At 58.9% G+C, this 22,655-nt stretch carries 18 protein-coding genes and 1 tRNA gene; 2 read left to right on the top strand and 17 right to left on the bottom strand.

Features of this window, described 5'->3' with window-relative positions:
• From tuf (DQ393_RS11545) to rpsL, 4 genes are all read right to left on the bottom strand, one after another.
• On the bottom strand, positions 1 to 1,145 hold a 1,145-nt coding region (gene tuf, locus DQ393_RS11545), incomplete at its 3' end, for an elongation factor Tu (RefSeq protein ID WP_112341912.1).
• Positions 1,146 to 1,211: 66 nt separating this feature from the next.
• A complete protein-coding gene (gene fusA / locus DQ393_RS11540) occupies positions 1,212 to 3,311 on the bottom strand; it encodes an elongation factor G (RefSeq protein WP_112341911.1) in 2,100 nt (699 codons plus the stop codon).
• Between the two features lie 30 nt (positions 3,312 to 3,341).
• On the bottom strand, positions 3,342 to 3,812 hold the full coding sequence (rpsG, locus tag DQ393_RS11535; protein ID WP_112341910.1) for a 30S ribosomal protein S7: 471 nt from the start codon (positions 3,810 to 3,812) through the stop codon (positions 3,342 to 3,344).
• Between the two features lie 79 nt (positions 3,813 to 3,891).
• On the bottom strand, positions 3,892 to 4,263 hold the full coding sequence (rpsL, locus tag DQ393_RS11530; RefSeq protein WP_003507760.1) for a 30S ribosomal protein S12: 372 nt from the start codon (positions 4,261 to 4,263) through the stop codon (positions 3,892 to 3,894).
• A gap of 507 nt (positions 4,264 to 4,770) precedes the next feature.
• Here rpsL and DQ393_RS11525 point away from each other — a divergent pair.
• The gene (locus tag DQ393_RS11525; protein ID WP_047637046.1) at positions 4,771 to 5,064 is read left to right on the top strand and encodes a hypothetical protein; all 294 of its coding nucleotides are present in this window, start codon (positions 4,771 to 4,773) and stop codon (positions 5,062 to 5,064) included.
• Between the two features lie 114 nt (positions 5,065 to 5,178).
• Here the strand turns inward: DQ393_RS11525 and rpoC are convergent, their stop codons facing one another.
• From rpoC to DQ393_RS11465, 12 genes are all read right to left on the bottom strand, one after another.
• The gene (gene rpoC / locus DQ393_RS11520; RefSeq protein WP_112341909.1) at positions 5,179 to 9,387 is read right to left on the bottom strand and encodes a DNA-directed RNA polymerase subunit beta'; all 4,209 of its coding nucleotides are present in this window, start codon (positions 9,385 to 9,387) and stop codon (positions 5,179 to 5,181) included.
• A gap of 174 nt (positions 9,388 to 9,561) precedes the next feature.
• Positions 9,562 to 13,704 carry a DNA-directed RNA polymerase subunit beta gene (gene rpoB, locus DQ393_RS11515; RefSeq protein ID WP_112341908.1) on the bottom strand — a complete coding sequence of 1,381 codons (4,143 nt, stop codon included), beginning with the start codon at positions 13,702 to 13,704 and terminating at the stop codon, positions 9,562 to 9,564.
• 263 nt (positions 13,705 to 13,967) lie between these two features.
• Positions 13,968 to 14,351, bottom strand: coding sequence for a 50S ribosomal protein L7/L12 (gene rplL / locus DQ393_RS11510; RefSeq protein WP_095434662.1), 384 nt, complete (start codon positions 14,349 to 14,351; stop codon positions 13,968 to 13,970).
• A 58-nt stretch (positions 14,352 to 14,409) separates the two neighbouring features.
• Positions 14,410 to 14,928 carry a 50S ribosomal protein L10 gene (rplJ, locus tag DQ393_RS11505; RefSeq protein WP_106997618.1) on the bottom strand — a complete coding sequence of 173 codons (519 nt, stop codon included), beginning with the start codon at positions 14,926 to 14,928 and terminating at the stop codon, positions 14,410 to 14,412.
• A gap of 331 nt (positions 14,929 to 15,259) precedes the next feature.
• Complete coding sequence (rplA, locus tag DQ393_RS11500) at positions 15,260 to 15,958, bottom strand: 50S ribosomal protein L1 (protein WP_112341907.1); 699 nt, start codon at positions 15,956 to 15,958, stop codon at positions 15,260 to 15,262.
• Positions 15,959 to 15,962: 4 nt separating this feature from the next.
• Positions 15,963 to 16,394 (bottom strand): 50S ribosomal protein L11, encoded by a 432-nt coding sequence (rplK, locus tag DQ393_RS11495; protein WP_069614842.1) that lies wholly within the window; start codon positions 16,392 to 16,394, stop codon positions 15,963 to 15,965.
• 214 nt (positions 16,395 to 16,608) lie between these two features.
• Positions 16,609 to 17,139, bottom strand: a complete 531-nt coding sequence (gene nusG, locus DQ393_RS11490; protein ID WP_004123460.1) for a transcription termination/antitermination protein NusG — start codon at positions 17,137 to 17,139, stop codon at positions 16,609 to 16,611.
• An 18-nt stretch (positions 17,140 to 17,157) separates the two neighbouring features.
• Positions 17,158 to 17,358, bottom strand: coding sequence for a preprotein translocase subunit SecE (secE, locus tag DQ393_RS11485; protein WP_112341906.1), 201 nt, complete (start codon positions 17,356 to 17,358; stop codon positions 17,158 to 17,160).
• Between the two features lie 196 nt (positions 17,359 to 17,554).
• Positions 17,555 to 17,630 (bottom strand) — tRNA-Trp (locus DQ393_RS11480).
• Positions 17,631 to 17,843: 213 nt separating this feature from the next.
• Positions 17,844 to 18,719 carry a 3-deoxy-manno-octulosonate cytidylyltransferase gene (locus DQ393_RS11475; RefSeq protein ID WP_181592323.1) on the bottom strand — a complete coding sequence of 292 codons (876 nt, stop codon included), beginning with the start codon at positions 18,717 to 18,719 and terminating at the stop codon, positions 17,844 to 17,846.
• Between the two features lie 5 nt (positions 18,720 to 18,724).
• A complete protein-coding gene (locus DQ393_RS11470) occupies positions 18,725 to 19,411 on the bottom strand; it encodes a glycosyltransferase (protein WP_112341905.1) in 687 nt (228 codons plus the stop codon).
• A gap of 322 nt (positions 19,412 to 19,733) precedes the next feature.
• Entirely contained in the window at positions 19,734 to 20,627 is an 894-nt protein-coding gene (locus tag DQ393_RS11465) for an NAD-dependent epimerase/dehydratase family protein (RefSeq protein WP_112341904.1), read from the bottom strand.
• 154 nt (positions 20,628 to 20,781) lie between these two features.
• On the opposite strand from DQ393_RS11465, the gene DQ393_RS11460 reads away from it, so the two are divergent.
• Positions 20,782 to 21,312, top strand: a complete 531-nt coding sequence (locus DQ393_RS11460; protein WP_112341903.1) for a GrpB family protein — start codon at positions 20,782 to 20,784, stop codon at positions 21,310 to 21,312.
• Between the two features lie 165 nt (positions 21,313 to 21,477).
• Here DQ393_RS11460 and tuf (DQ393_RS11455) read toward each other — a convergent pair whose 3' ends face one another.
• Positions 21,478 to 22,653 carry an elongation factor Tu gene (tuf, locus tag DQ393_RS11455; RefSeq protein ID WP_075852341.1) on the bottom strand — a complete coding sequence of 392 codons (1,176 nt, stop codon included), beginning with the start codon at positions 22,651 to 22,653 and terminating at the stop codon, positions 21,478 to 21,480.
• Positions 22,654 to 22,655: the final 2 nt, after the last annotated feature.

The raw sequence follows: 22,655 nt of genomic DNA, 5'->3' as shown, positions 1-22,655 counted from the left end.
CCGACGGTACGGCCGCCTTCGCGGATAGCGAAGCGGAGCTTTTCTTCCATCGCGATCGGAACGATCAGCTCGACGGCAACCGTTACGTTGTCGCCAGGCATAACCATTTCCGTGCCTTCCGGAAGCGTCACGATGCCCGTCACGTCAGTCGTACGGAAGTAGAACTGCGGACGGTAGTTCGTGAAGAACGGCGTATGACGGCCGCCTTCTTCCTTCGTCAGGATGTAGGCTTCTGCCATGAACTTCTTGTGCGGCTTGACGGAACCCGGCTTGCACAGGATCTGGCCACGCTCGACGCCGTCACGGTTCACACCGCGGATCAGCGCGCCGATGTTGTCGCCGGCCTGGCCCTGGTCGAGCAGCTTGCGGAACATTTCAACGCCGGTAACCGTCGTCTTCGACGTCGGACGGATGCCGACGATTTCGACTTCTTCACCAACCTTGACGATACCACGCTCGACGCGGCCCGTCACAACCGTACCACGGCCGGAGATCGAGAACACGTCTTCGATCGGCATCAGGAACGGCTGGTCGATCGGACGCTCAGGCGTCGGGATGTAGGCGTCAACCTGAGCCATCAGCTCGCGGATCGCGTCTTCGCCGATCTTCTTGTCCGAATCTTCAAGAGCAGCAAGCGCCGAACCCTTGACAACCGGAATGTCGTCGCCCGGGAAGTCGTAGGACGACAGAAGTTCGCGAACTTCGAGCTCGACGAGCTCGAGAAGCTCGGCGTCGTCAACCTGGTCGACCTTGTTCAGGAACACGACGATTGCCGGAACGCCAACCTGGCGGGCGAGCAGGATGTGCTCGCGCGTCTGCGGCATCGGGCCGTCGGCGGCCGAGCAAACCAGGATCGCGCCGTCCATCTGTGCAGCACCCGTGATCATGTTCTTGACGTAGTCGGCGTGGCCGGGGCAGTCGACGTGCGCATAGTGGCGGTTCGGCGTCTCGTATTCAACGTGAGCCGTCGAGATCGTGATGCCACGAGCCTTCTCTTCCGGAGCAGCGTCGATTTGGTCATACGCCTTGAACTCGCCGAAGTACTTCGTGATCGCTGCCGTCAAGGACGTCTTGCCGTGGTCGACGTGACCGATCGTCCCGATGTTAACGTGCGGCTTATTGCGCTCAAACTTACTCTTTGCCATTTTCGGCTCTCCGTTTTCCTGTCCCCTGGGGGATCAATTCTTGTTATCGGTCAATTGGTATTCCGGTCACTTCTGACCGGAATACTTTGCCTGGATTTCCTGTGCGACGTTCGACGGAACCGGCGCGTAATGATCGAAGGTCATCGTGTACTGAGCACGGCCCTGAGACATCGAACGCAGGTTATCGACGTACTTGAACATGTTCGCCAGCGGGACGTTCGCGCTGATGACGACGGCAATACCGCGGCTCTCCTGACCCTGGATCTGGCCACGGCGAGAGTTCAGGTCACCGATAACGTCACCGACGTAGTCTTCCGGCGTTACGACTTCGACCTTCATCATCGGCTCGAGGAGCTGAGCGCCAGCTTCGCGAGCTGCTTCACGGAAGCAAGCGCGGGCGGCGATTTCGAAGGCGAGAACCGACGAGTCAACGTCGTGGAAGGCACCGTCGATGAGCGTCGCCTTGACGCCGAGCATCGGGAAGCCAGCCAGCGGACCGGAAGACAGAACGCTTTCGATACCCTTCTGAACGCCCGGGATGTATTCCTTCGGAACAGCACCACCGACGATCTTGGATTCGAACTTGAAGTCTTCGCCGTCCGGGTTCGGCTCGAATACGAGCTTGACGCGTGCGAACTGACCGGTACCACCGGTCTGCTTCTTGTGCGTATAGTCCTTTTCCGTCAGGCGCGTGATGGTTTCGCGGTAGGCAACCTGCGGAGCGCCTACGTTTGCTTCAACCTTGAACTCACGACGCATGCGGTCGACGATGATGTCGAGGTGCAGTTCGCCCATGCCGGCGATGATGGTCTGGCCGGATTCCTGGTCCGTCTTGACGCGGAAGGACGGGTCTTCTGCAGCCAGGCGGTTGAGCGCGAGGCCCATCTTTTCCTGGTCGCCCTTGGACTTCGGCTCGATCGCGATCTGAATAACCGGCTCCGGGAACTCCATGCGCTCGAGGATAACCGGCTTCAGCGGGTCGCAAAGCGTGTCACCCGTGGTGGTTTCCTTGAGGCCGGCAAGAGCAACGATGTCGCCTGCATAGGCTTCTTCGATGTCTTCACGGGAGTTGGAGTGCATCTGCAGCATGCGGCCGACGCGCTCGCGCTTGTCCTTGACCGTGTTCATGACCGAAACGCCCTTCTCCAGCTTACCGGAGTAGATACGAGCGAAGGTGAGCGAACCGACGAACGGGTCGTTCATGATCTTGAACGCGAGCATCGAGAGCGGCTCGTTGTCGTCAGCGTGACGCTCGATTTCGGCTTCCGTCTTGGCATCGATGCCCTTGATTGCCGGAATGTCGAGCGGCGACGGCAGGTAATCGACAACGGCGTCGAGCAGCGGCTGTACACCCTTGTTCTTGAAGGCGGTGCCGCAGAACATCGGATGGAACTTGACGTCGATCGTGCCGCGACGAACGAGTTCGCGGATTTTGTCGTTATCGGGCAGGTTGCCTTCGAGGTACGCTTCCATCGCGGCTTCGTCGATCTCGACAACGGTCTCGATCAGCTTTTCGCGATATTCTTCAGCCTTGGCCTTCAGGTCTTCCGGGATTTCGACGACGTCCCACTGAGCACCGAGCGACTCGTCGCGCCATACGAGAGCGTTCATTTCGACCAGGTCGATAACGCCCTTGAAGTCGCTTTCAGCACCGATCGGCAGCTGCATGACAACTGCGGTCGCGCCGAGACGGGTCTTGATCATCTCGACCGAGCGATAGAAGTCAGCGCCGGTCTTGTCCATCTTGTTGCAGAAGATCATGCGCGGAACATGATACTTCTCAGCCTGACGCCAGACGGTTTCCGTCTGCGGCTCGACACCGGCGTTGGCATCGAGAAGCGCGATGGCGCCGTCGAGAACGCGCAGCGAACGCTCGACTTCGATGGTGAAGTCGACGTGGCCGGGAGTGTCGATGATGTTGAAGCGGCGGGTCTTGCCGTCACGGCCCTTCCAGAAGGTCGTGGTCGCAGCAGAGGTGATCGTGATGCCACGCTCCTGCTCCTGCTCCATCCAGTCCATCGTGGCAGCGCCATCATGAACTTCGCCGATCTTGTGCGACTTACCGGTGTAATAAAGAATACGCTCGGTGGTCGTAGTCTTGCCGGCGTCGATATGCGCCATGATACCGAAATTACGGTAGTCTTCGATTTTATATGCGCGAGCCATTGTGGACTGCCTTTCCGAAACCGTTCGGGATTACCAGCGATAATGCGAGAACGCACGGTTGGCGTCAGCCATCTTGTGCGTGTCTTCGCGCTTCTTGACGGCAGCGCCGCGGTTGTTGGAGGCATCGAGAAGTTCGCCACTGAGACGATCGATCATCGTCGTCTCGTTACGCTTGCGAGCAGCCGCGATCAGCCAGCGAATGGCCAGAGCCTGGCGGCGCTCCGGACGAACATCGACCGGAACCTGGTACGTAGCACCACCAACGCGGCGCGAGCGGACTTCAACGTGCGGAGCGATGTTATCCAAAGCCTGATGGAACACGCCGAGCGGCTCCTGCTTTGCCTTGCCCTGCACGGCGTCGAATGCGCCATATACGATGTTTTCAGCTACGGACTTCTTGCCGTCGAGCATGATGGCATTCATGAACTTCGTAACAACCAGATCGCCGAACTTCGGGTCCGGATTGATCTCGCGCTTTTCTGCTCTGTGACGTCTGGACATGTACTTCTCGTCTCTCAACTGTTAGCGGCGCTATACCACGCGGAGAACCTCGCGCAGCGCCGGATGATCCAAATCCGAATTACTTCGGACGCTTTGCACCGTACTTCGAACGGCGCTGCTTGCGGTTCTTGACACCCTGGGTATCGAGAACGCCGCGGATGATGTGGTAGCGAACACCCGGAAGGTCCTTGACGCGGCCGCCACGGATCATGACGACAGAGTGTTCCTGAAGGTTGTGACCTTCACCGGGGATGTAACCAATGACTTCGAAGCCGTTGGTCAGGCGGATCTTTGCGACCTTACGCAGAGCCGAGTTCGGCTTCTTCGGCGTCGTGGTGTAGACGCGGGTGCAAACGCCGCGCTTCTGCGGGTTCTCCTGGAGAGCGGGAACCTTATTACGCTTTACCTGCGCCTGGCGAGGCTTGCGGATCAGCTGGTTTACGGTAGGCATTCAACCATCCCTTGTAAATCTATCTCGACACCCTTACGGGCATGACTTTCGCCGTCACCGGCAACGACACACGATCGTCTCAATGCGCAAAACGTGGCCCGATCCGCTTTCGCAGATGGACCACAGAAAAGCAGAGGACGCCGTCAAGGCGTCTTGCGTGCAGCATTCGTGTCTTCAACGTGCGTTTAGAACCTTGTTTGAGGTGAACTCCAGGGCGCGTCGCCCCAGACAGCCATGCCTCACATGGGTTCCGATGGCGGCGGTACTACTGGTTTCCCGCCGGTTCGTCAAGGCCGGTTAAGAAATTATCTTTGTCATACAGCCCGAAAAGGCCGGGCAAACCAGCCATTTGACGCGTTTGATACGGAAATGCCGTCCCCTCGGCAAGATGGACTTTGGTATTTCCTCAAAATCCCTATAAGGAATCAGAGCAGGACATTTCCATCCGCCAGACCCGGCTGCCTGAGAGAATCACCGGGTCGATTCGACACTCCCGAAGGAAGACCCATGATTACTGCGCCAGACAACGACAACAATTCCGACGGCCCCATGGTCTTCATCATCATCGGCAAGGGATATGAGTCCGATGGCGGCGAAGGCATCGACCTGCATGTCATGCTGAAAGCGCCTGACGATGATACCGCCGTGCGCGAGGCGTTGAACGCCTTGGCCGAAGAAGGCTTCATCGAGGCCGACCTCGATCAGATCGGGCTGCTGACGGATATTCCGGACGAAGAGCCGCATGCCTCCGCCTACCAAGGCGCGCTCGAAGGCGAAGTCGCAATCATCCGATTCCGCTGATCGGACGACGGTCTGAGGAAGGTGACGCCCCCTCACCTCATCGATTTCATTATGCGCAAAGAGAAACCGCCCGGATCGCTCCGGGCGGTTTTGATTTTTCCGATCCCGTTCCGCTTACTCGGCCGGGCTGTTCTCGCTTGCGAGATCCTGCAGCATCGGCGTTGCGACGCCGGCGCCCGTGCCCTTGCGGCGCTCTTCGAGGATGAGCTCGTCGCGAGCCGTAGCGATACGGCGGATCTGCGTCATGGTGCCGCCGGTACCGGCCGGGATCAGGCGGCCGACGATGACGTTTTCCTTCAGACCCTGCAGACCGTCGGTCTTGCCGGCGATTGCAGCTTCGGTCAGCACCTTCGTCGTTTCCTGGAAGGATGCGGCCGAGATGAAGGACGGCGTCTGCAGCGATGCCTTGGTGATGCCGAGCAGAACCGGATCGCCGTAAGCGGGCTTCTTGCCTTCTTCGATGAGGCGGTCGTTGGCGTCTTCCAGTTCGATACGGTCGACGTTGTCGCCGACGATGTACTGGCTGTCGCCCGCATCGGTGATCTCCACCTTCTGCAGCATCTGACGGACAATCACTTCGATGTGCTTGTCGTTGATAACAACGCCCTGCAAGCGGTAGACTTCCTGGATTTCGTTGACCAGGTAGGAAGCCAGAGCTTCCACGCCCTTGATCGCCAGAATGTCGTGCGGCGCCGGGTTACCGTCGAGGATGTAGTCACCCTTTTCGATATAGTCGCCTTCCTGAAGGTGGAAGGGCTTGCCCTTCGGGATCAGGTATTCGACCGGCTCGACACCGTCTTCCGCCGGCTCGATGATGACGCGACGCTTGTTCTTGTAGTCGCGGCCGAGGCGGATCGTACCATCGATCTCTGCGATGATAGCATGGTCCTTCGGACGACGAGCTTCGAACAGTTCGGCAACGCGCGGCAGACCACCGGTGATGTCCTTGGTCTTGGCGCTTTCCAGCGGCGAACGGGCGAGAACGTCGCCCTGCGACACCTTCTGACCCGGTTCGACCGACAGGATCGCGTCGACCGAGAGCAAGAAGCGGGCTTCACCACCGCGCGACAGCTTGGCGACATTGCCGCTGGCGTCCTTGATGACGATCGCCGGCTTCAGATCGGAGCCGCGCGGCGTCGAGCGCCAGTCGATAACCTGACGCTTGGTGATGCCGGTGGACTCGTCCGTCGCTTCGAGGACCGAGAGACCGTCGACCACATCTTCGAAGTGAACCGTACCGGCCACTTCCGTCATCATCGGACGGGTATAGGGGTCCCACTCTGCCAGACGCTGACCGCGCTTCACCTTGTCGCCGTCGTCGACATACAGCTTCGAGCCGTAAGCGACGCGCTGCGAGGAGCGTTCGACACCGCGTTCGTCCAGGATCTGGACTGTCATGTTGCGGCCCATGGCAACCAGGTTGCCGTCGGAGTTGCGTAGCATGTTGCGGTTCTTGATCTGAACCGTGCCCTCGTAGGAGGCTTCCAGGAACGACTGGTCGACCACGGTCGCCGTGCCGCCCAGGTGGAAGGTACGCATGGTCAGCTGGGTGCCCGGCTCACCGATCGACTGTGCGGCGATGACGCCGACAGCTTCACCGATGTTGACAGGCGTACCGCGAGCAAGGTCACGGCCGTAGCAGACCGAGCAGACGCCCGTCTGGATTTCGCAGGTCAGTGCCGAACGGATGCGGATCGACTGGATACCAGCCTTCTCGATCTCGATGACATCGGGCTCGAGGATCATCTTGCCGGCATCGACGATGCGCTCACCCGTGACCGGATGATCGATGTCGTCCAGGGCCGTGCGGCCGAGGATGCGGGCGCCGAGCGAGGCGACGACCTGACCGGCATCGACGATGGCGGTCATGGTGAGGCCGTTCTCCGTGCCGCAATCGACATGCGTGACGATGCAATCCTGCGCGACGTCGACGAGACGGCGGGTCAGGTAACCGGAGTTCGCGGTCTTCAAGGCGGTGTCGGCCAGACCCTTACGGGCACCGTGGGTCGAGTTGAAGTACTCGTTAACGGTCAGGCCTTCCTTGAAGTTCGAGATGATCGGCGTCTCGATGATTTCGCCCGACGGCTTGGCCATGAGGCCGCGCATGCCGCCCAGCTGGCGCATCTGGTTCGGCGAACCACGAGCACCCGAGTGGCTCATCATATAGATCGAGTTCATCGGCTTCTGGCGACCGGTCTTTTCGTCGAATTCGACGGCCTTAATGCGGGCCATCATTTCTTCGGCGACCTTTTCCGTGGCCTTGCCCCAGGCGTCGACGACCTTGTTGTACTTCTCGCCCTGGGTGATCAGGCCGTCATTGTACTGCTGCTCGTATTCCTTCACGAGCGCTTCTGTATCGCCGACGATCTTAACCTTGGTATCCGGGATAACCATGTCGTCCTTGCCGAACGAAATGCCGGCGCGGCAGGCATGGGAGAAGCCAAGCTGCATGATGCGGTCGCAGAAAATGACCGTGTCCTTCTGGCCGCAATGACGGTAGACCGTGTCGATCATCTTGGAGATGTTCTTCTTGGTCATTTCCTGGTTGCAGATGTCGAAGGTCACCTTGCCGTGCTTCGGCAGCAGTTCGCCGATCAGCAGGCGGCCAGGCGTCGTCTCGTAGATCTTCGAATAGGGCTTGCCTTCTTCGTCGACCGACTTGAAGCGGCCGCGGATCTTCGAGTGCAGCGTCACGACCTTGTTTTCGAGGGCGTGATGCAGCTCGCCGAGGTCGGAGAAGGCCATGCCTTCGCCCGGCTCGTTCTGGTTCAGGATCGACAGATAGTACAGGCCGAGAACCATGTCCTGCGAGGGAACGATGATCGGCGCGCCGTTTGCCGGGTGCAGGATGTTGTTGGTCGACATCATCAGCACGCGGGCTTCAAGCTGGGCTTCCAGCGAGAGCGGCACGTGAACAGCCATCTGGTCGCCGTCGAAGTCGGCGTTGAAGGCCGTGCAGACGAGCGGGTGCAGCTGGATAGCCTTGCCTTCGACCAGCGTGGGTTCGAAGGCCTGGATGCCCAGGCGGTGCAGCGTCGGTGCGCGGTTCAGGAGAACCGGATGCTCCCGGATGACCTCGTCGAGGATATCCCAGACTTCCGGCTTTTCCTTTTCGACCAGCTTCTTGGCCTGCTTGACGGTCGAGGAATAACCCTTCGCGTCGAGGCGGGCATAGATGAACGGCTTGAACAGCTCGAGCGCCATCTTCTTCGGCAGGCCGCACTGATGCAGCTTGAGCTCCGGACCGGTCACGATGACCGAACGGCCGGAATAGTCGACGCGCTTGCCGAGCAGGTTCTGACGGAAACGGCCCTGCTTGCCCTTGAGCATGTCGGACAGCGACTTCAGCGGACGCTTGTTGGCGCCGGTGATGACGCGGCCACGGCGGCCGTTGTCGAACAGCGCATCGACAGATTCCTGCAGCATGCGCTTTTCATTGCGGATGATGATGCCCGGAGCGCGCAGTTCGATGAGGCGCTTCAGACGATTGTTACGGTTGATGACGCGGCGGTACAGATCGTTCAGATCCGAAGTCGCGAAGCGGCCGCCATCGAGCGGAACCAGCGGACGCAGGTCCGGCGGGATGACCGGGACGACCTTCATGATCATCCATTCCGGACGGTTGCCCGACTCCATGAAGTTCTCGACGATCTTCAGGCGCTTCATCAGCTTCTTCTGCTTGAGATCCGACGTGGTGTCGGCAAGCTCGGAGCGCAGGTCGCCGGCGATCTTTTCGAGGTTCATGCTGGCCAGCATCTCGTAGATCGCTTCAGCGCCGATCATCGCGGTGAACTGGTCTTCGCCATATTCGTCGACGGCGAGCATGTACTCTTCTTCCGAGAGAAGCTGATGCTCCTTGAGGGCGGTCAGGCCCGGCTCGGTGACGATGTAGTTTTCGAAGTAGAGAACGCGCTCGACATCCTTCAGCGTCATGTCGAGCAGCGTCGAAATGCGCGAAGGCAGCGACTTCAGGAACCAGATGTGGGCAACGGGAGCGGCAAGCTCGATATGGCCCATGCGCTCACGGCGAACGCGCGACAGCGTGACTTCAACGCCGCACTTTTCGCAGATGATGCCCTTGTACTTCATGCGCTTGTACTTGCCGCACAGGCACTCGTAATCCTTGATCGGCCCGAAGATGCGCGCGCAGAAGAGACCATCGCGTTCCGGCTTGAACGTACGATAGTTGATCGTCTCCGGCTTCTTGATCTCGCCATAAGACCAGGAAAGAATCTTCTCCGGCGACGCAATCGAAATCCGGATGGAATCGAAATTCTGCGCAGGCATCTGCGGATTGAAAAGATTCATGACCTCTTGGTTCATGCCTATCTCCTTTAGGGGCGAAACGCCCTCGAATTGCGAACAGGGCCGGCAAATCCCGGGAACCGGCCTGACGCTTTAAAACCGCCTTGCGGCGCCATGCATCCCAAGGACGTCGACGGCGCTGCAATATTCCAACGGTGCGCGCTGATGGCAGCGCGCACCCGACAGAGGCTCTTACTCGGCTGCGTCCGGAAGCTGGCTTGCCGTCTGCAGATCGTCGACCTTGGAGTTTTCCAGCTCGACGCTGAGACCCAGCGAGCGCATTTCCTTGACGAGAACGTTGAAGCTTTCCGGAATGCCCGCTTCGAAGGTGTCGTCGCCACGAACGATGGCTTCGTAGACCTTCGTACGGCCGGCCACGTCGTCCGACTTGACCGTGAGCATTTCCTGCAGCGTGTAGGCTGCGCCATAAGCTTCAAGCGCCCAGACTTCCATTTCGCCGAAGCGCTGACCGCCGAACTGTGCCTTACCGCCCAACGGCTGCTGGGTGACGAGCGAGTACGGGCCGATCGAACGGGCGTGGATCTTGTCGTCGACAAGGTGGTTCAGCTTCAGCATGTAGATGTAGCCAACCGTAACCTGACGGTCGAACTGCTCGCCGGTACGACCGTCGTACAGCGTCGACTGGCCGGTCTGCTTGAGACCTGCCATTTCCAGCATCTCGTTGACATCTACTTCGCCGGCGCCATCGAAGACCGGGGTCGCGATGGACACGCCACGCTTCCACTGATCTGCCAGACGCAGAACCGACGCATCGTCATACTCGTGCACGTCGTCGCTCTTCGGACCGTCGCCGACGACCATGTCGATCGTCTTGCGCAGAGGCTCGATGTTACCGCTCGCCTTGTAGGCTTCGATCAGTTCGCCGATCTGGCGACCCATGCCGGCACAAGCCCAGCCGAGGTGCGTTTCGAGAATCTGACCGACGTTCATGCGCGAGGGCACGCCCAGCGGGTTCAGCACGATATCGACATGCGTACCGTCTTCCAGGAACGGCATGTCCTCGACCGGAACAATGCGCGAGACCACGCCCTTGTTCCCGTGACGGCCGGCCATCTTGTCGCCCGGCTGGATCTTGCGCTTCACAGCGACGAAGACCTTGACCATCTTCATGACGCCCGGAGGCATTTCGTCGCCGCGCTGGACCTTCTCGACCTTGTCCATGAAGCGCTGTTCGAGGCGCGACTTGGATTCGTCATACTGGCCACGCAGGGCTTCCAGCTCGCTCTGGACCTTTTCGTCCTCGACGGCGAACATCCACCACTGCGAACGCGGATATTCCGAAACGACGGCGTTCGACAGTTCCGTGCCCTTCTTGAAGCCCTTCGGACCAGCAAGAGCAACCTGACCACGCAGCATCTCGACCAGACGGCCGTAGACGTTGCGGTCGAGGATCGCCTGCTCGTCGTCGCGGTCCTTGGCAAGGCGTTCGATCTCTTCGCGCTCGATCGCCATGGCACGTTCGTCCTTTTCGACGCCGTGACGGTTGAAGACGCGAACTTCGACGACCGTGCCGTAGGTGCCGGGCGGCATGCGCATGGAGGTATCGCGAACGTCGGAGGCCTTTTCACCGAAGATGGCGCGCAGGAGCTTTTCTTCCGGCGTCATCGGGCTTTCGCCCTTCGGCGTGATCTTGCCGACAAGGATATCGCCCGGCTGAACTTCGGCGCCGATGTAAACGATGCCGGCTTCGTCCAGGTTCTTCAGCGCTTCTTCCGAAACGTTCGGAATATCGCGGGTGATTTCTTCCGGACCGAGCTTGGTGTCACGTGCCATCACTTCGAATTCTTCGATGTGGATGGAGGTGAACACGTCGTCGGCAACGATACGCTCGGAGAGCAGGATCGAGTCTTCGTAGTTGTAACCGTTCCACGGCATGAACGCGACGAGCACGTTACGGCCGAGAGCCAGATCACCGAGGTCGGTCGACGGACCGTCTGCCAGGATGTCACCCTTGTTGACCACGTCACCGACGGTCACCAGCGGACGCTGGTTGACGCAGGTGTTCTGGTTCGAACGCTGGAACTTCATCAGGCGGTAGATATCGACGCCGGACTTCGACGGATCGAGGTCTTCGGTGGCGCGAATAACGATACGCGTTGCGTCGACCTGGTCGACCACGCCGCCGCGGCGGGCGCCGATGGCAGCACCGGAGTCACGTGCGACGACCGGCTCCATGCCGGTGCCGACGAACGGGGCTTCGGCACGCAGAAGCGGCACGGCCTGACGCTGCATGTTCGAGCCCATGAGAGCGCGGTTGGCGTCGTCGTTTTCCAGGAACGGGATCAGAGCGGCAGCGACCGAAACCAGCTGCTTCGGCGAGACGTCCATCAGGTTGATGTTGTCGCGCGGAGCGAGCATGACTTCGCCGGCGTGACGGCAGACGACGAATTCCTCGATGAAGGAGCCCTCGGCGTCGAGCTCGGCGTTGGCCTGAGCAACGTAATACTTCGCCTCTTCCATGGCGGAGAGGTAAAGCACGTCGTTGGTCACCTTACCGTCGATGATGCGGCGATAAGGGCTTTCGATGAAGCCGTACTTGTTGACGCGGGCAAAGGTCGCCAGCGAGTTGATAAGACCGATGTTCGGACCTTCCGGCGTTTCGATCGGGCAAATACGACCGTAATGCGTCGGATGAACGTCGCGGACTTCGAAGCCGGCGCGCTCGCGGGTCAGACCACCCGGGCCAAGAGCCGAAAGACGGCGCTTGTGAGTGATTTCCGAAAGCGGGTTCACCTGGTCCATGAACTGCGACAGCTGCGAGGAGCCGAAGAATTCGCGGACGGCAGCGGCGGCCGGCTTTGCGTTGATCAGGTCCTGCGGCATGACCGTGTCGATTTCGATCGAGGACATGCGTTCCTTGATCGCACGTTCCATGCGCAGCAGACCCAGACGATACTGGTTTTCCATCAGCTCGCCGACCGAACGGACGCGGCGGTTGCCGAGGTTGTCGATGTCGTCGATCTCGCCCTTGCCGTCGCGCAGCTCGACGAGCATCTTGACCACGGCCAGGATGTCGTCCTTGCGCAGGATGCGGACGGTGTCTTCGACGTCGAGGTCGAGACGCATGTTCATCTTCACGCGGCCGACGGCGGAGAGATCGTAACGCTCCGCATCGAAGAACAGCGAGTTGAACATGGCTTCGGCCGATTCCATGGTCGGCGGCTCACCCGGACGCATGACGCGGTAGATGTCGAATAGAGCGTCCTGACGGTTCTCGTTCTTGTCGGCGGACAGCGTGTTGCGGATGTAGGCGCCGACATTGATGTGGTCGATGCCGAGAACCGGGATTTCGTCGAAACCGGCGTTGAGGATAACAGGCAGGGTCTTCTCGTCGATTTCATCACCGGCTTCGAGATAGATCTCACCGGTCTGGAAGTTGACGATGTCTTCCGCCAGGAAGAGGCCGTAAAGTTCTTCGTCGGTTGCCTTCAGAGCTTTGAGGCCCTTTTCCTGCAGCTGACGCAGCAGGCGCGGCGTAAGCTTCTTGCCGCCTTCGACAACCACTTCGCCGGTATCGGCGTCGATCATGTCGGAAACGGTCTTGGCGCCCTTCAGCGTTTCCGCCTTGAAGGGAATGCGCCAGCCATCGCCGGAGCGCTGGTAGAGCGACTTCGTATAGAAGGTCGACAGGATCTCTTCGCCATCCATGCCGAGCGCCATCAGCAGCGACGTCACCGGAATCTTGCGGCGGCGGTCGATACGGGCATAGACGATGTCCTTGGCGTCGAATTCGATATCGAGCCAGGAGCCGCGATACGGGATGACGCGAGCAGCAAAGAGCAGCTTGCCGGAGGAATGGCTCTTGCCCTTGTCGTGGTCGAAGAAAACGCCCGGCGAACGGTGCATCTGGGATACGATCACGCGCTCGGTGCCGTTCACGATGAACGTACCGTTGTTCGTCATGAGCGGCATGTCGCCCATGTAGACGCTCTGTTCCTTGATGTCCTTGATGGACTTCGCGCCCGTATCCTCGTCGATATCGAACACGATCAGACGGAGGGTCACCTTCAGCGGCGCGGCGTAGGTCAAGTCGCGCTGGCGGCACTCATCGACGTCGAACTTCGGCGGCTCGAACTCATAGGAAACGAACTCCAGCATGGAAGCGCCGGAGAAATCGGTGATCGGGAAAACCGACTTGAAGACAGCCTGAAGACCTTCGTCCGGGCGGCCGCCCTTCGGTTCTTCGACCATGAGAAACTGATCGTAGGACGCCTTTTGAACCTCGATGAGGTTCGGCATCTCTGCGACTTCGGGAATCTTACCAAAAAACTTGCGTACGCGCCTGCGACCGTTGAACGAAAGGGTCTGAGCCATCGTCGCTCCTTTAAAATCCTGCACCCGGGCCTGCAACGGATGGGAATCGCTGGCCAGGCGACCCCATCAATCAATGAGTAGTTCAATCTCGTCTATCTAACCGAAAACCGCTCAGCCGGATTGCGTCGCGGTTCGGTTTGAGACCATCCTCTTGAAGAACCCATTACCCAAAAGCCGTTTTGCCCGCGGCTTTTGGGTAATTCGTTCAGAAAAACGGCAAATGGGAGGCGGCAAAAAGCCACCTCCCAAAAGCAGTTTCAAGCTTACTTGACGTCGACCTTTGCGCCGGCGTCTTCGAGCTTCTTCTTGATGTCAGCAGCTTCAGCCTTGGAAACGCCTTCCTTGACAGCCTTCGGAGCGGCTTCAACGAGGTCCTTGGCTTCCTTGAGGCCGAGGCCGGTGATGCCGCGGACTTCCTTGATGACGTTGATCTTGTTCGCGCCGGCATCAGCGAGGATGACGTCGAACTCGGTCTTTTCTTCTTCAGCAGCTGCAGCAGCGCCGCCAGCACCACCGGCAACGGCAGCAACAGCTACCGGAGCAGCGGCGGAAACGCCCCACTTTTCTTCGAGAAGCTTCGACAGTTCTGCGGCTTCGAGAACGGTCAGCGAGGAGAGGTCGTCTACGATCTTTGCGAGATCAGCCATTTTGATAGTTCCTTTTGTTCGGTTCGAACTGGTTGGTTATGAACAGCGAAAAACCGCCTTACGCGGCTTCGTCCTTCTTGGCGTAGGCCGAGAACACGCGAGCAAGCTGGCTTGCCGGCGCTGCAACAACACCTGCGATGCGGGTAGCCGGAGTCTGGATCATGCCCAGCAGCTTCGCGCGCAGCTCGTCCAGCGAAGGCAGGGTCGCAAGCGACTTGACACCTTCGGCGTTGAGCGTTGTTGTTCCCATGGCGCCGCCCAAAACAACGATCTTATCGTTGCTCTTGGCGAAATCCACGACGACCTTCGGAGCGGTGATCGGATCAGTGCTGTATGCGATCAGCGTCTGACCGGTGAAGAGATTGGAAATCCCTTCCGCATCCGTGCCCTGAAGAGCAATTTTGGCCAGGCGGTTCTTCGCGACTTTGACGGTGCCGCCAGCAGCGCGCATCTTGGAACGGAAATCGTTCATCTGAGCGACTGTAGCACCAGCATAGTGGGCCACGACAACCGAGCCCGAAGCCTTGAAGACTTCGTTCAGTTCCGTGACGAATTCGCGTTTTTCCGCTCTTTCCACTGCTTTTCTCCAGTTGACAGGACCGGGTTAACGGACCTGCCGGGTTGCCTTTTGCCTCCTGGGATCAATTCAGATCCCAAGCGACGCTTGAGGATCCTGTCCCCTCGCGCTCGAGCCATACGGCTCCAAGGCACAAGGCATCCAAGGCTCGAACCGAGTTCATCGAAGCGAAGCTTCTTCAAAATTCGGGTCTTACCCGTCTCATGCAGGCTTAAGTGATTAAGGGATAACCACCTGCAATCTCGGACAGGAATTCCGGATTTCTCCGGAAATCCCGGCCCCGAAGGGCCGGGAATTCTTAAAATGCCAGGCTAACGCCCGGCAAAATCAATCAGGCGCTCGGCGCCGTGACGGACGACGGCTCGATCTTGACGCCCGGACCCATGGTCGAGGAGATCGCTACGCGCTTGACATAGTTGCCCTTGGCGCCAGCCGGCTTTGCCTTGATGACGGCGTCGGCGAAAGCGCGGATGTTTTCTTCCAGAGCCTTGGCGTCGAAGGAAGCCTTGCCGATACCGGCATGGACGATACCAGCCTTCTCGACGCGGAACTCGACAGCGCCGCCCTTGGAAGCTTCAACAGCACCCTTGACGTCCATCGTGACGGTGCCGACCTTCGGGTTCGGCATCATGCCGCGCGGGCCGAGAACCTTACCGAGACGGCCGACGAGCGGCATCATGTCCGGGGTGGCGATGCAGCGATCGAAATCGATCTTACCGCCCTGAACGATCTCAACCAGGTCTTCCGCACCAACAACGTCAGCGCCGGCAGCCTTGGCTTCGTCAGCCTTGGCGCCGCGAGCGAAGACGGCAACGCGAACCGTACGGCCGGTGCCGTTCGGCAGGTTGACGACGCCGCGAACCATCTGGTCAGCGTGACGCGGGTCAACGCCGAGGTTCATCGAGATTTCGACGGTTTCGTCGAACTTGGCGACGGCACGTTCCTTGACCATGTTGATGGCCAGATCCAGAGCATAGAGCTTGGTCGGATCAACGCCTTCACGAATCTTCTGAATACGCTTTGCTACCATGGTCTTAACCTACCACTTCCAGGCCCATGGCGCGGGCAGAGCCCTCGATCATGGCCATTGCGCCTTCGATATCGGCGGCGTTCAGATCCTTCATCTTGGCTTCGGCGATCGCCTTGACCTGAGCCTTGGTCAGAGTACCAGCCTTGGCACCCTTGCCCGGGGTCTTCGAGCCGGACTGGATCTTCGCTTCCTTCTTCAGGAAGTAGCTGACCGGCGGCTGCTTCATGACGAAGGTGAAGGACTTATCCTGGTAGTAGGTGATGACGACCGGGATCGGCATACCCTTTTCCATTTCCTGCGTGGCGGCATTGAACGCCTTGCAGAATTCCATGATGTTAATGCCACGCTGACCAAGCGCAGGACCGATCGGCGGCGACGGATTCGCCGAGCCGGCCTTAACCTGCAGCTTGAGCTGGCCTGCAACTTTCTTAGCCATTTCTCTCTGCCTTTCTACTTGACCGGTTGCCCGGCCGACTGATGCCGGATCGCTCCGGCGGCTGCGGTTGCGTGGTGCGGATCGCCAGGCCCGGCTAAGACCCTACCCTTCCACGCGAATTGCGGCTTCGCCGCGAGATATAAGCAAGCATTTGCCTATACCCAAACTCGAACGAAAGGCCGGCCGCCAGGCCAACCCTTCAAACCAAAGACAATCAGACCTTCTCGACCTGGCTGTATTCCAACTCGACCGGCGTAGCGCGGCCGAAAATCGACACTTCCACCTTCAGGCGCGAACGCTCTTCGTCCACATCCTGAACCGTGCCGTTGAACGATGCGAACGGACCATCGGAAACGCGGACCTGCTCGCCGATCTCGAAGGATACGGAAGCCTTCGGCCGCTCAACGCCTTCCTGGACCTGACCGAGAATGCGCTCGGCTTCATAATCCGGAATCGGAACGGGCTTATTGTCGGAGCCGAGGAAGCCGGTCACCTTCGGCGTATTCTTGATCAGGTGGTAGGCTTCATCCGTCAGGTTGGCGCGCACCAGCACGTAACCCGGGAAGAACTTGCGCTCGCTATCAACCTTGCGGCCACGGCGGACCTCAACGACCTTCTCGGTCGGCACAAGAATCTTCTCGAACAGATGCTCAAGACCCTTCTGCCTGGCCTTCTCCTCAATGGATTCAGCCACTTTCTTTTCAAAATTAGAATAAGCGTGGACGATGTACCAACGTGCCGCCATGTTCATCTCCACCCGATATCAATTGCCGGTATTCAGCACATAGCCGAGAATCCAGCCAATGAGCTGGTCGGCAGCGAAGAAAAACAGCGAGGCGAAAACAACCATGACAAGCACCATCACCGTCGAGATCATCGTCTCGCGGCGTGAGGGCCAAGTAATTTTCGACGTCTCGGAGCGCACCTGCTGCAGAAACGCTAGTGGATTCGTTTTGGATGCCATTGACTGCCCACGCAATTACGGCGCGTAAAGCTGAACATATCAGCCCCACGCACCGCGTGTCTGTTGAACCCTACATAAACACCGATTCCCGATTTAACAAGAGGCAATACGGTGTTTTCTAAAATTTGCCGCCGGTTCGGCATAATCCTCAACTTGAGAAGCAGCGAAAACGACGCGCCAGTCAAATCAAGGAAAATGGCAGGGGCAGCAGGGCTCGAACCTACGACCTGCGGTTTTGGAGACCGCCGCTCTACCAACTGAGCTATACCCCTTCTTCCTTCGACTATTCACCGCAAGCGGTGGACCGCCCGAGCAGTTCGAAGACATGGCGCTCCCTTTAAGGCGGGACGAAACGATTGGCAAGAGCGTTTTTTTCTTTTTCCCAATCGAACCCGCAACTTCACATGGGACACGCCCGAGCGGACAGATCCGCCGAGCGGGCAGAGCCGCCGAGAATGCTGCGGAAAGGATGCCCCTTGCCCTCGTTACTCTCCGGAAGAGCCTTTCGGCTTGCGCTTGAGAAACTTCGGCCTGAGCCGGCGCAGGAAATTATCGGTGGAGCGAATCACATTCGTCAGGGAGATCAGCTTGTCCACTTCGGCATCGGTATTGCCGAGCCGTTCCGACAGCACTTCCGCCGCGGCCAGCGAAATCTCGGCCGGCGGCAATTCGCTGAAGCGCTGCGCAAGCCGGATATAGGGATTTAGCGCAACCCCGCCATGGATGGTGATCTTCCCAAGCCGGGCAAACAGGCGCAGGAACGTCTGCTCGAAGTTCCAATCATGAACGGCGACCACCCTCCACTTCTGACTGCGCCTGGCCGAGAAGCCGGCAAGCACGATCGCGCCGGGCAGCTTCAGATCGCTGAGCCAGAGCGCGAGGGCAAAGCCGCTCGTCGGTGTCTTGCCTTCCGTATAAAAGTCGGAGCAGAAGCCGACCAGATCGAGATGCCCTGTCGGAGCGCCCTGAAAATCCGCTGCCGGATTGAGCTTCTCTTCCGGACCGAGCCGGATATTCATGATGCCGAGGAAATATTCCCTTGGAAAGAATTTCACGACCTCGCCCACCTCGCCACGATAGACGATGTTTGCTCCGCGCGGCTGGCCGCGCGAGATTAGCAGCGAATGCCTATGAAACGGGCGGTCTAGGACCTTGTAGACCTTGTTGAAGAAGACGAAGAGCGCAGTCTCCGGAAACTGCGCCTGCAGGCCTGCAATATCGACCGCGTCGCTATTGGCGACCAGAACGATATGGGAAAACCCTGCCAATATTGTCCGCCACTCGTCGGCACTGTTCAGGCCGGCCGCGGAACCCGCGGCCGGTATGCCGACATCAATATTTCCGGTCGTCTTATGATCCAAATCGCTCACTTCTGCTGGACGTGCAGCATGCGGTCGCGCATGGCGAACCATTCTTCGGCGTAATCGTCATTGCGATACTCGTCGAAATACGGGCCGCCATCGGTGAAGTGCACGAGCTTCGCATCGTCGCGATAATCGTATTCGTTGACGAGATAGTTCCAGACGACCGGCACCTCGCCGATCTGATCGTCGTTCTCCAACCACTTGAACTGATGAAGCTGGAGACCGGTTGCCGTGTTGACGAAATCCTGCGTCAATGCCGTGCACTTGGCATTGTTGAACAGGATCATGCTCGACCAGTTCTTCTTTTCGTATTTGGTCTGCGTCTGGCCGAGGAACTTGGTTTCGATCTTCGGCTGGTAGTCGTGCTTGACGCACATGGCGGCATAACGATCGTCGCGCAGCGCCCAAAGCTCGGCGATGTCGGCGCGGGCGAGCATGTCGCAATCCATGAAGATGCTCCAGCCGTGGTAATCGCTGAGGTAGGGCACGAGGAAGCGCGAGAAGGAAAACTCGGTCGATTGCAGCGGATTGCGCTCACGCGTGAAGATGCCGTCGAGATTGTTGAGCACGATCGGCGAGAAGACCACCGGGATCGACGAGCGCTCGATGATGCTCTGGGTAAGGACGTGATAGGCCACGACCTCCTTGGAATCGAAACCGACAAAAATACGTGCAACGTTATCTTTCATGATACCTCCGAAACGGCTGCGCACCTATGGGTCAGCCGGCAATTATCTTTCGTCGCGACGCAAATCGCGCTCTGCTCACCCTTGAAGCACGTCGGCCGGAGGGTGGTTCGAAACAGGGGCACGATATCCCGGCCACGCGCTGCAATCTCTAGGAGATGCTTCGCGAACGCAACCCTACTTAAATAAACGGCTGTATTTGTCGAGTGTTTGGGGAAGCATTTTTGGTTTTGTTGCGTAACAAATGGAGAGGCAGCACGGCAGCTGCCCCTTCCCCACCCGGCGTGGGAAGTGCGCTCGCCGGGAATGCTTTAAAAGCAGCGTCCTAGACTTTCACATATTTCCGCCAGTTGTGTTCTTCCTTGAAGCCCAGCACTTCGCGGATCTTGCGATTGGACAAGAGCCCCTCATATTCACCGATTTCGCGTGTGAAGGGCACATTCGGAAAATGCTTCGCGGCAAGTTCGCGCGATGGCGTATTGGCCGAAACCGTATCGTTGGCGGCGTTGAACACCTGGAAGCCGAGGCCGTCCTTTTCGATGCAGAGATGGACGATCTGGCCGAGGTCGCGAGCGTCGATATAGCTCCAGGCGATGCGCTTGCGTATTTCGCTGTTGGCGAAAAACTCGGGAAAACGCTCATATTCGTGGGGCTCGATGACGTTGCCGATGCGCAGCGCATAGACGTCGATGCCGAAACGCTCGGCGAAAGCCCGAGCCGTCTTCTCGTTTACGACCTTGGACAGACCGTAGGAATCCATCGGGTTGACATCATAGTCTTCCTCCAGCGGGAACTGGTGAAAATCGCGATGGCCTTCGGCAAAGCAGACGCCATAGGTCGTCTCGCTGGAAGCGACGATGATCTTCTTGATGCCAAGCTTCGCGGCCGCCTCGATGACATTGTAGGTGCTCATCGTGTTGATGCGGAAGGTCTCGTTGTCCGGTTTGATCAGAATGCGCGGGATGGCGGCGAAATGCACGACGGCGTCGAAAGGCTGGACACCCCTGCCTTGATCGAGATCGGGAAAATCGCGATGCATGGTCAGGACGTTATAGACTTGTCCCGCATCGGTGACATCGGCCTGCAGATTGGTGACGCCGGGGCTGGTCAGCGGCACGAGATCGACATTGTGGACCTCGTAGCCGGCGTTCACCAGCCACGGAACCGCGTGACGCCCTGCCTTGCCGCTGCCGCCCGTGAACAAAATACGTTTCTTCATGAAAATCTCCTCCTTGGAAAATCGAGCGATACATAGGCCCTTGCGCTCATTTCGCAAGACACGGCTTGGTGAGCGGAGGCTCTTCCGGCAAGATAATCTGATCGAGACGGCCATGCATCGGGAACGGCGGACATGATCAAAGGAGAAGGCACGGATGCGGGCAATCACGCTTGTGGAATATGATCCGCAATGGCCTCTTCTCTTCGAACAGAGATGCAAAGCAATCGGCCTGCTCCTTACCCGCCCCGCCGAATTCCATCACATCGGCAGCACCGCCGTCCCGGGACTATGCGCCAAACCCAAGCTCGATATTGACGCCGTCCTTTCTTCCAACGATGCGAGGCTCGACGCTACGCAACGCCTGAAGACACATGGATTTCGCTTCCATGGCGATCTGCACGATGGCGACCGATGGGTCTTTACCAGGGACGATATCCCCTATGGCACGCGGCTTTATCTTTGCCTGCCGGGAAATGCAGTACACCGAGACCGCCTCCTTTTCCGCGATTATCTGCGCGCACATCCCGAATTCGCAGGCGACTACGCAATATTGAAGCGCCGACTGGCCGAAGAGGCTCATGGCGACTGGGATCACTATACCGGCGGGAAAAGCGATTTCGTTGCGGATATCGTATGCCGTGCGAGGGAAGAACTTACGCCAAAAAGCCATATCACCACTCGGTGATGATGAGTTTGAGGCTACCGGAACACCCTGGCAATCGCCTGCACGATCGTGGTCTTCCCGAGCCTGAAGCACCTGTCGGAATGATCAGGCTCATGCAACATCTCCCAATGCGAAAAGGCCCCGCTGTTTCCAGCGGGGCCTTCTTATAAAGGGATAATCCGAAGATTACTCGACGATGGATGCAACGATGCCTGCGCCGACGGTACGGCCGCCTTCGCGGATAGCGAAGCGGAGCTTTTCTTCCATCGCGATCGGAACGATCAGCTCGACGGCAACCGTTACGTTGTCGCCAGGCATAACCATTTCCGTGCCTTCCGGAAGCGTCACGATGCCCGTCACGTCAGTCGTACGGAAGTAGAACTGCGGACGGTAGTTCGTGAAGAACGGCGTATGACGGCCGCCTTCTTCCTTCGTCAGGATGTAGGCTTCTGCCATGAACTTCTTGTGCGGCTTGACGGAACCCGGCTTGCACAGGATCTGGCCACGCTCGACGCCGTCACGGTTCACACCGCGGATCAGCGCGCCGATGTTGTCGCCGGCCTGGCCCTGGTCGAGCAGCTTGCGGAACATTTCAACGCCGGTAACCGTCGTCTTCGACGTCGGACGGATGCCGACGATTTCGACTTCTTCACCAACCTTGACGATACCACGCTCGACGCGGCCCGTCACAACCGTACCACGGCCGGAGATCGAGAACACGTCTTCGATCGGCATCAGGAACGGCTGGTCGATCGGACGCTCAGGCGTCGGGATGTAGGCGTCAACCTGAGCCATCAGCTCGCGGATCGCGTCTTCGCCGATCTTCTTGTCCGAATCTTCAAGAGCAGCAAGCGCCGAACCCTTGACAACCGGAATGTCGTCGCCCGGGAAGTCGTAGGACGACAGAAGTTCGCGAACTTCGAGCTCGACGAGCTCGAGAAGCTCGGCGTCGTCAACCTGGTCGACCTTGTTCAGGAACACGACGATTGCCGGAACGCCAACCTGGCGGGCGAGCAGGATGTGCTCGCGCGTCTGCGGCATCGGGCCGTCGGCGGCCGAGCAAACCAGGATCGCGCCGTCCATCTGTGCAGCACCCGTGATCATGTTCTTGACGTAGTCGGCGTGGCCGGGGCAGTCGACGTGCGCATAGTGGCGGTTCGGCGTCTCGTATTCAACGTGAGCCGTCGAGATCGTGATGCCACGAGCCTTCTCTTCCGGAGCAGCGTCGATTTGGTCATACGCCTTGAACTCGCCGAAGTACTTCGTGATCGCTGCCGTCAAGGACGTCTTGCCGTGGTCGACGTGACCGATCGTCCCGATGTTAACGTGCGGCTTATTGCGCTCAAACTTACTCTTTGCCATTT

The organism is Martinezella tropici, from assembly GCF_003287875.1.
Lineage (GTDB): Bacteria > Pseudomonadota > Alphaproteobacteria > Rhizobiales > Rhizobiaceae > Rhizobium > Rhizobium tropici_C.
The sequence above is the reverse complement of the archived record's forward strand: the minus strand, read 5'-3'. Positions and strand labels throughout refer to the sequence as shown.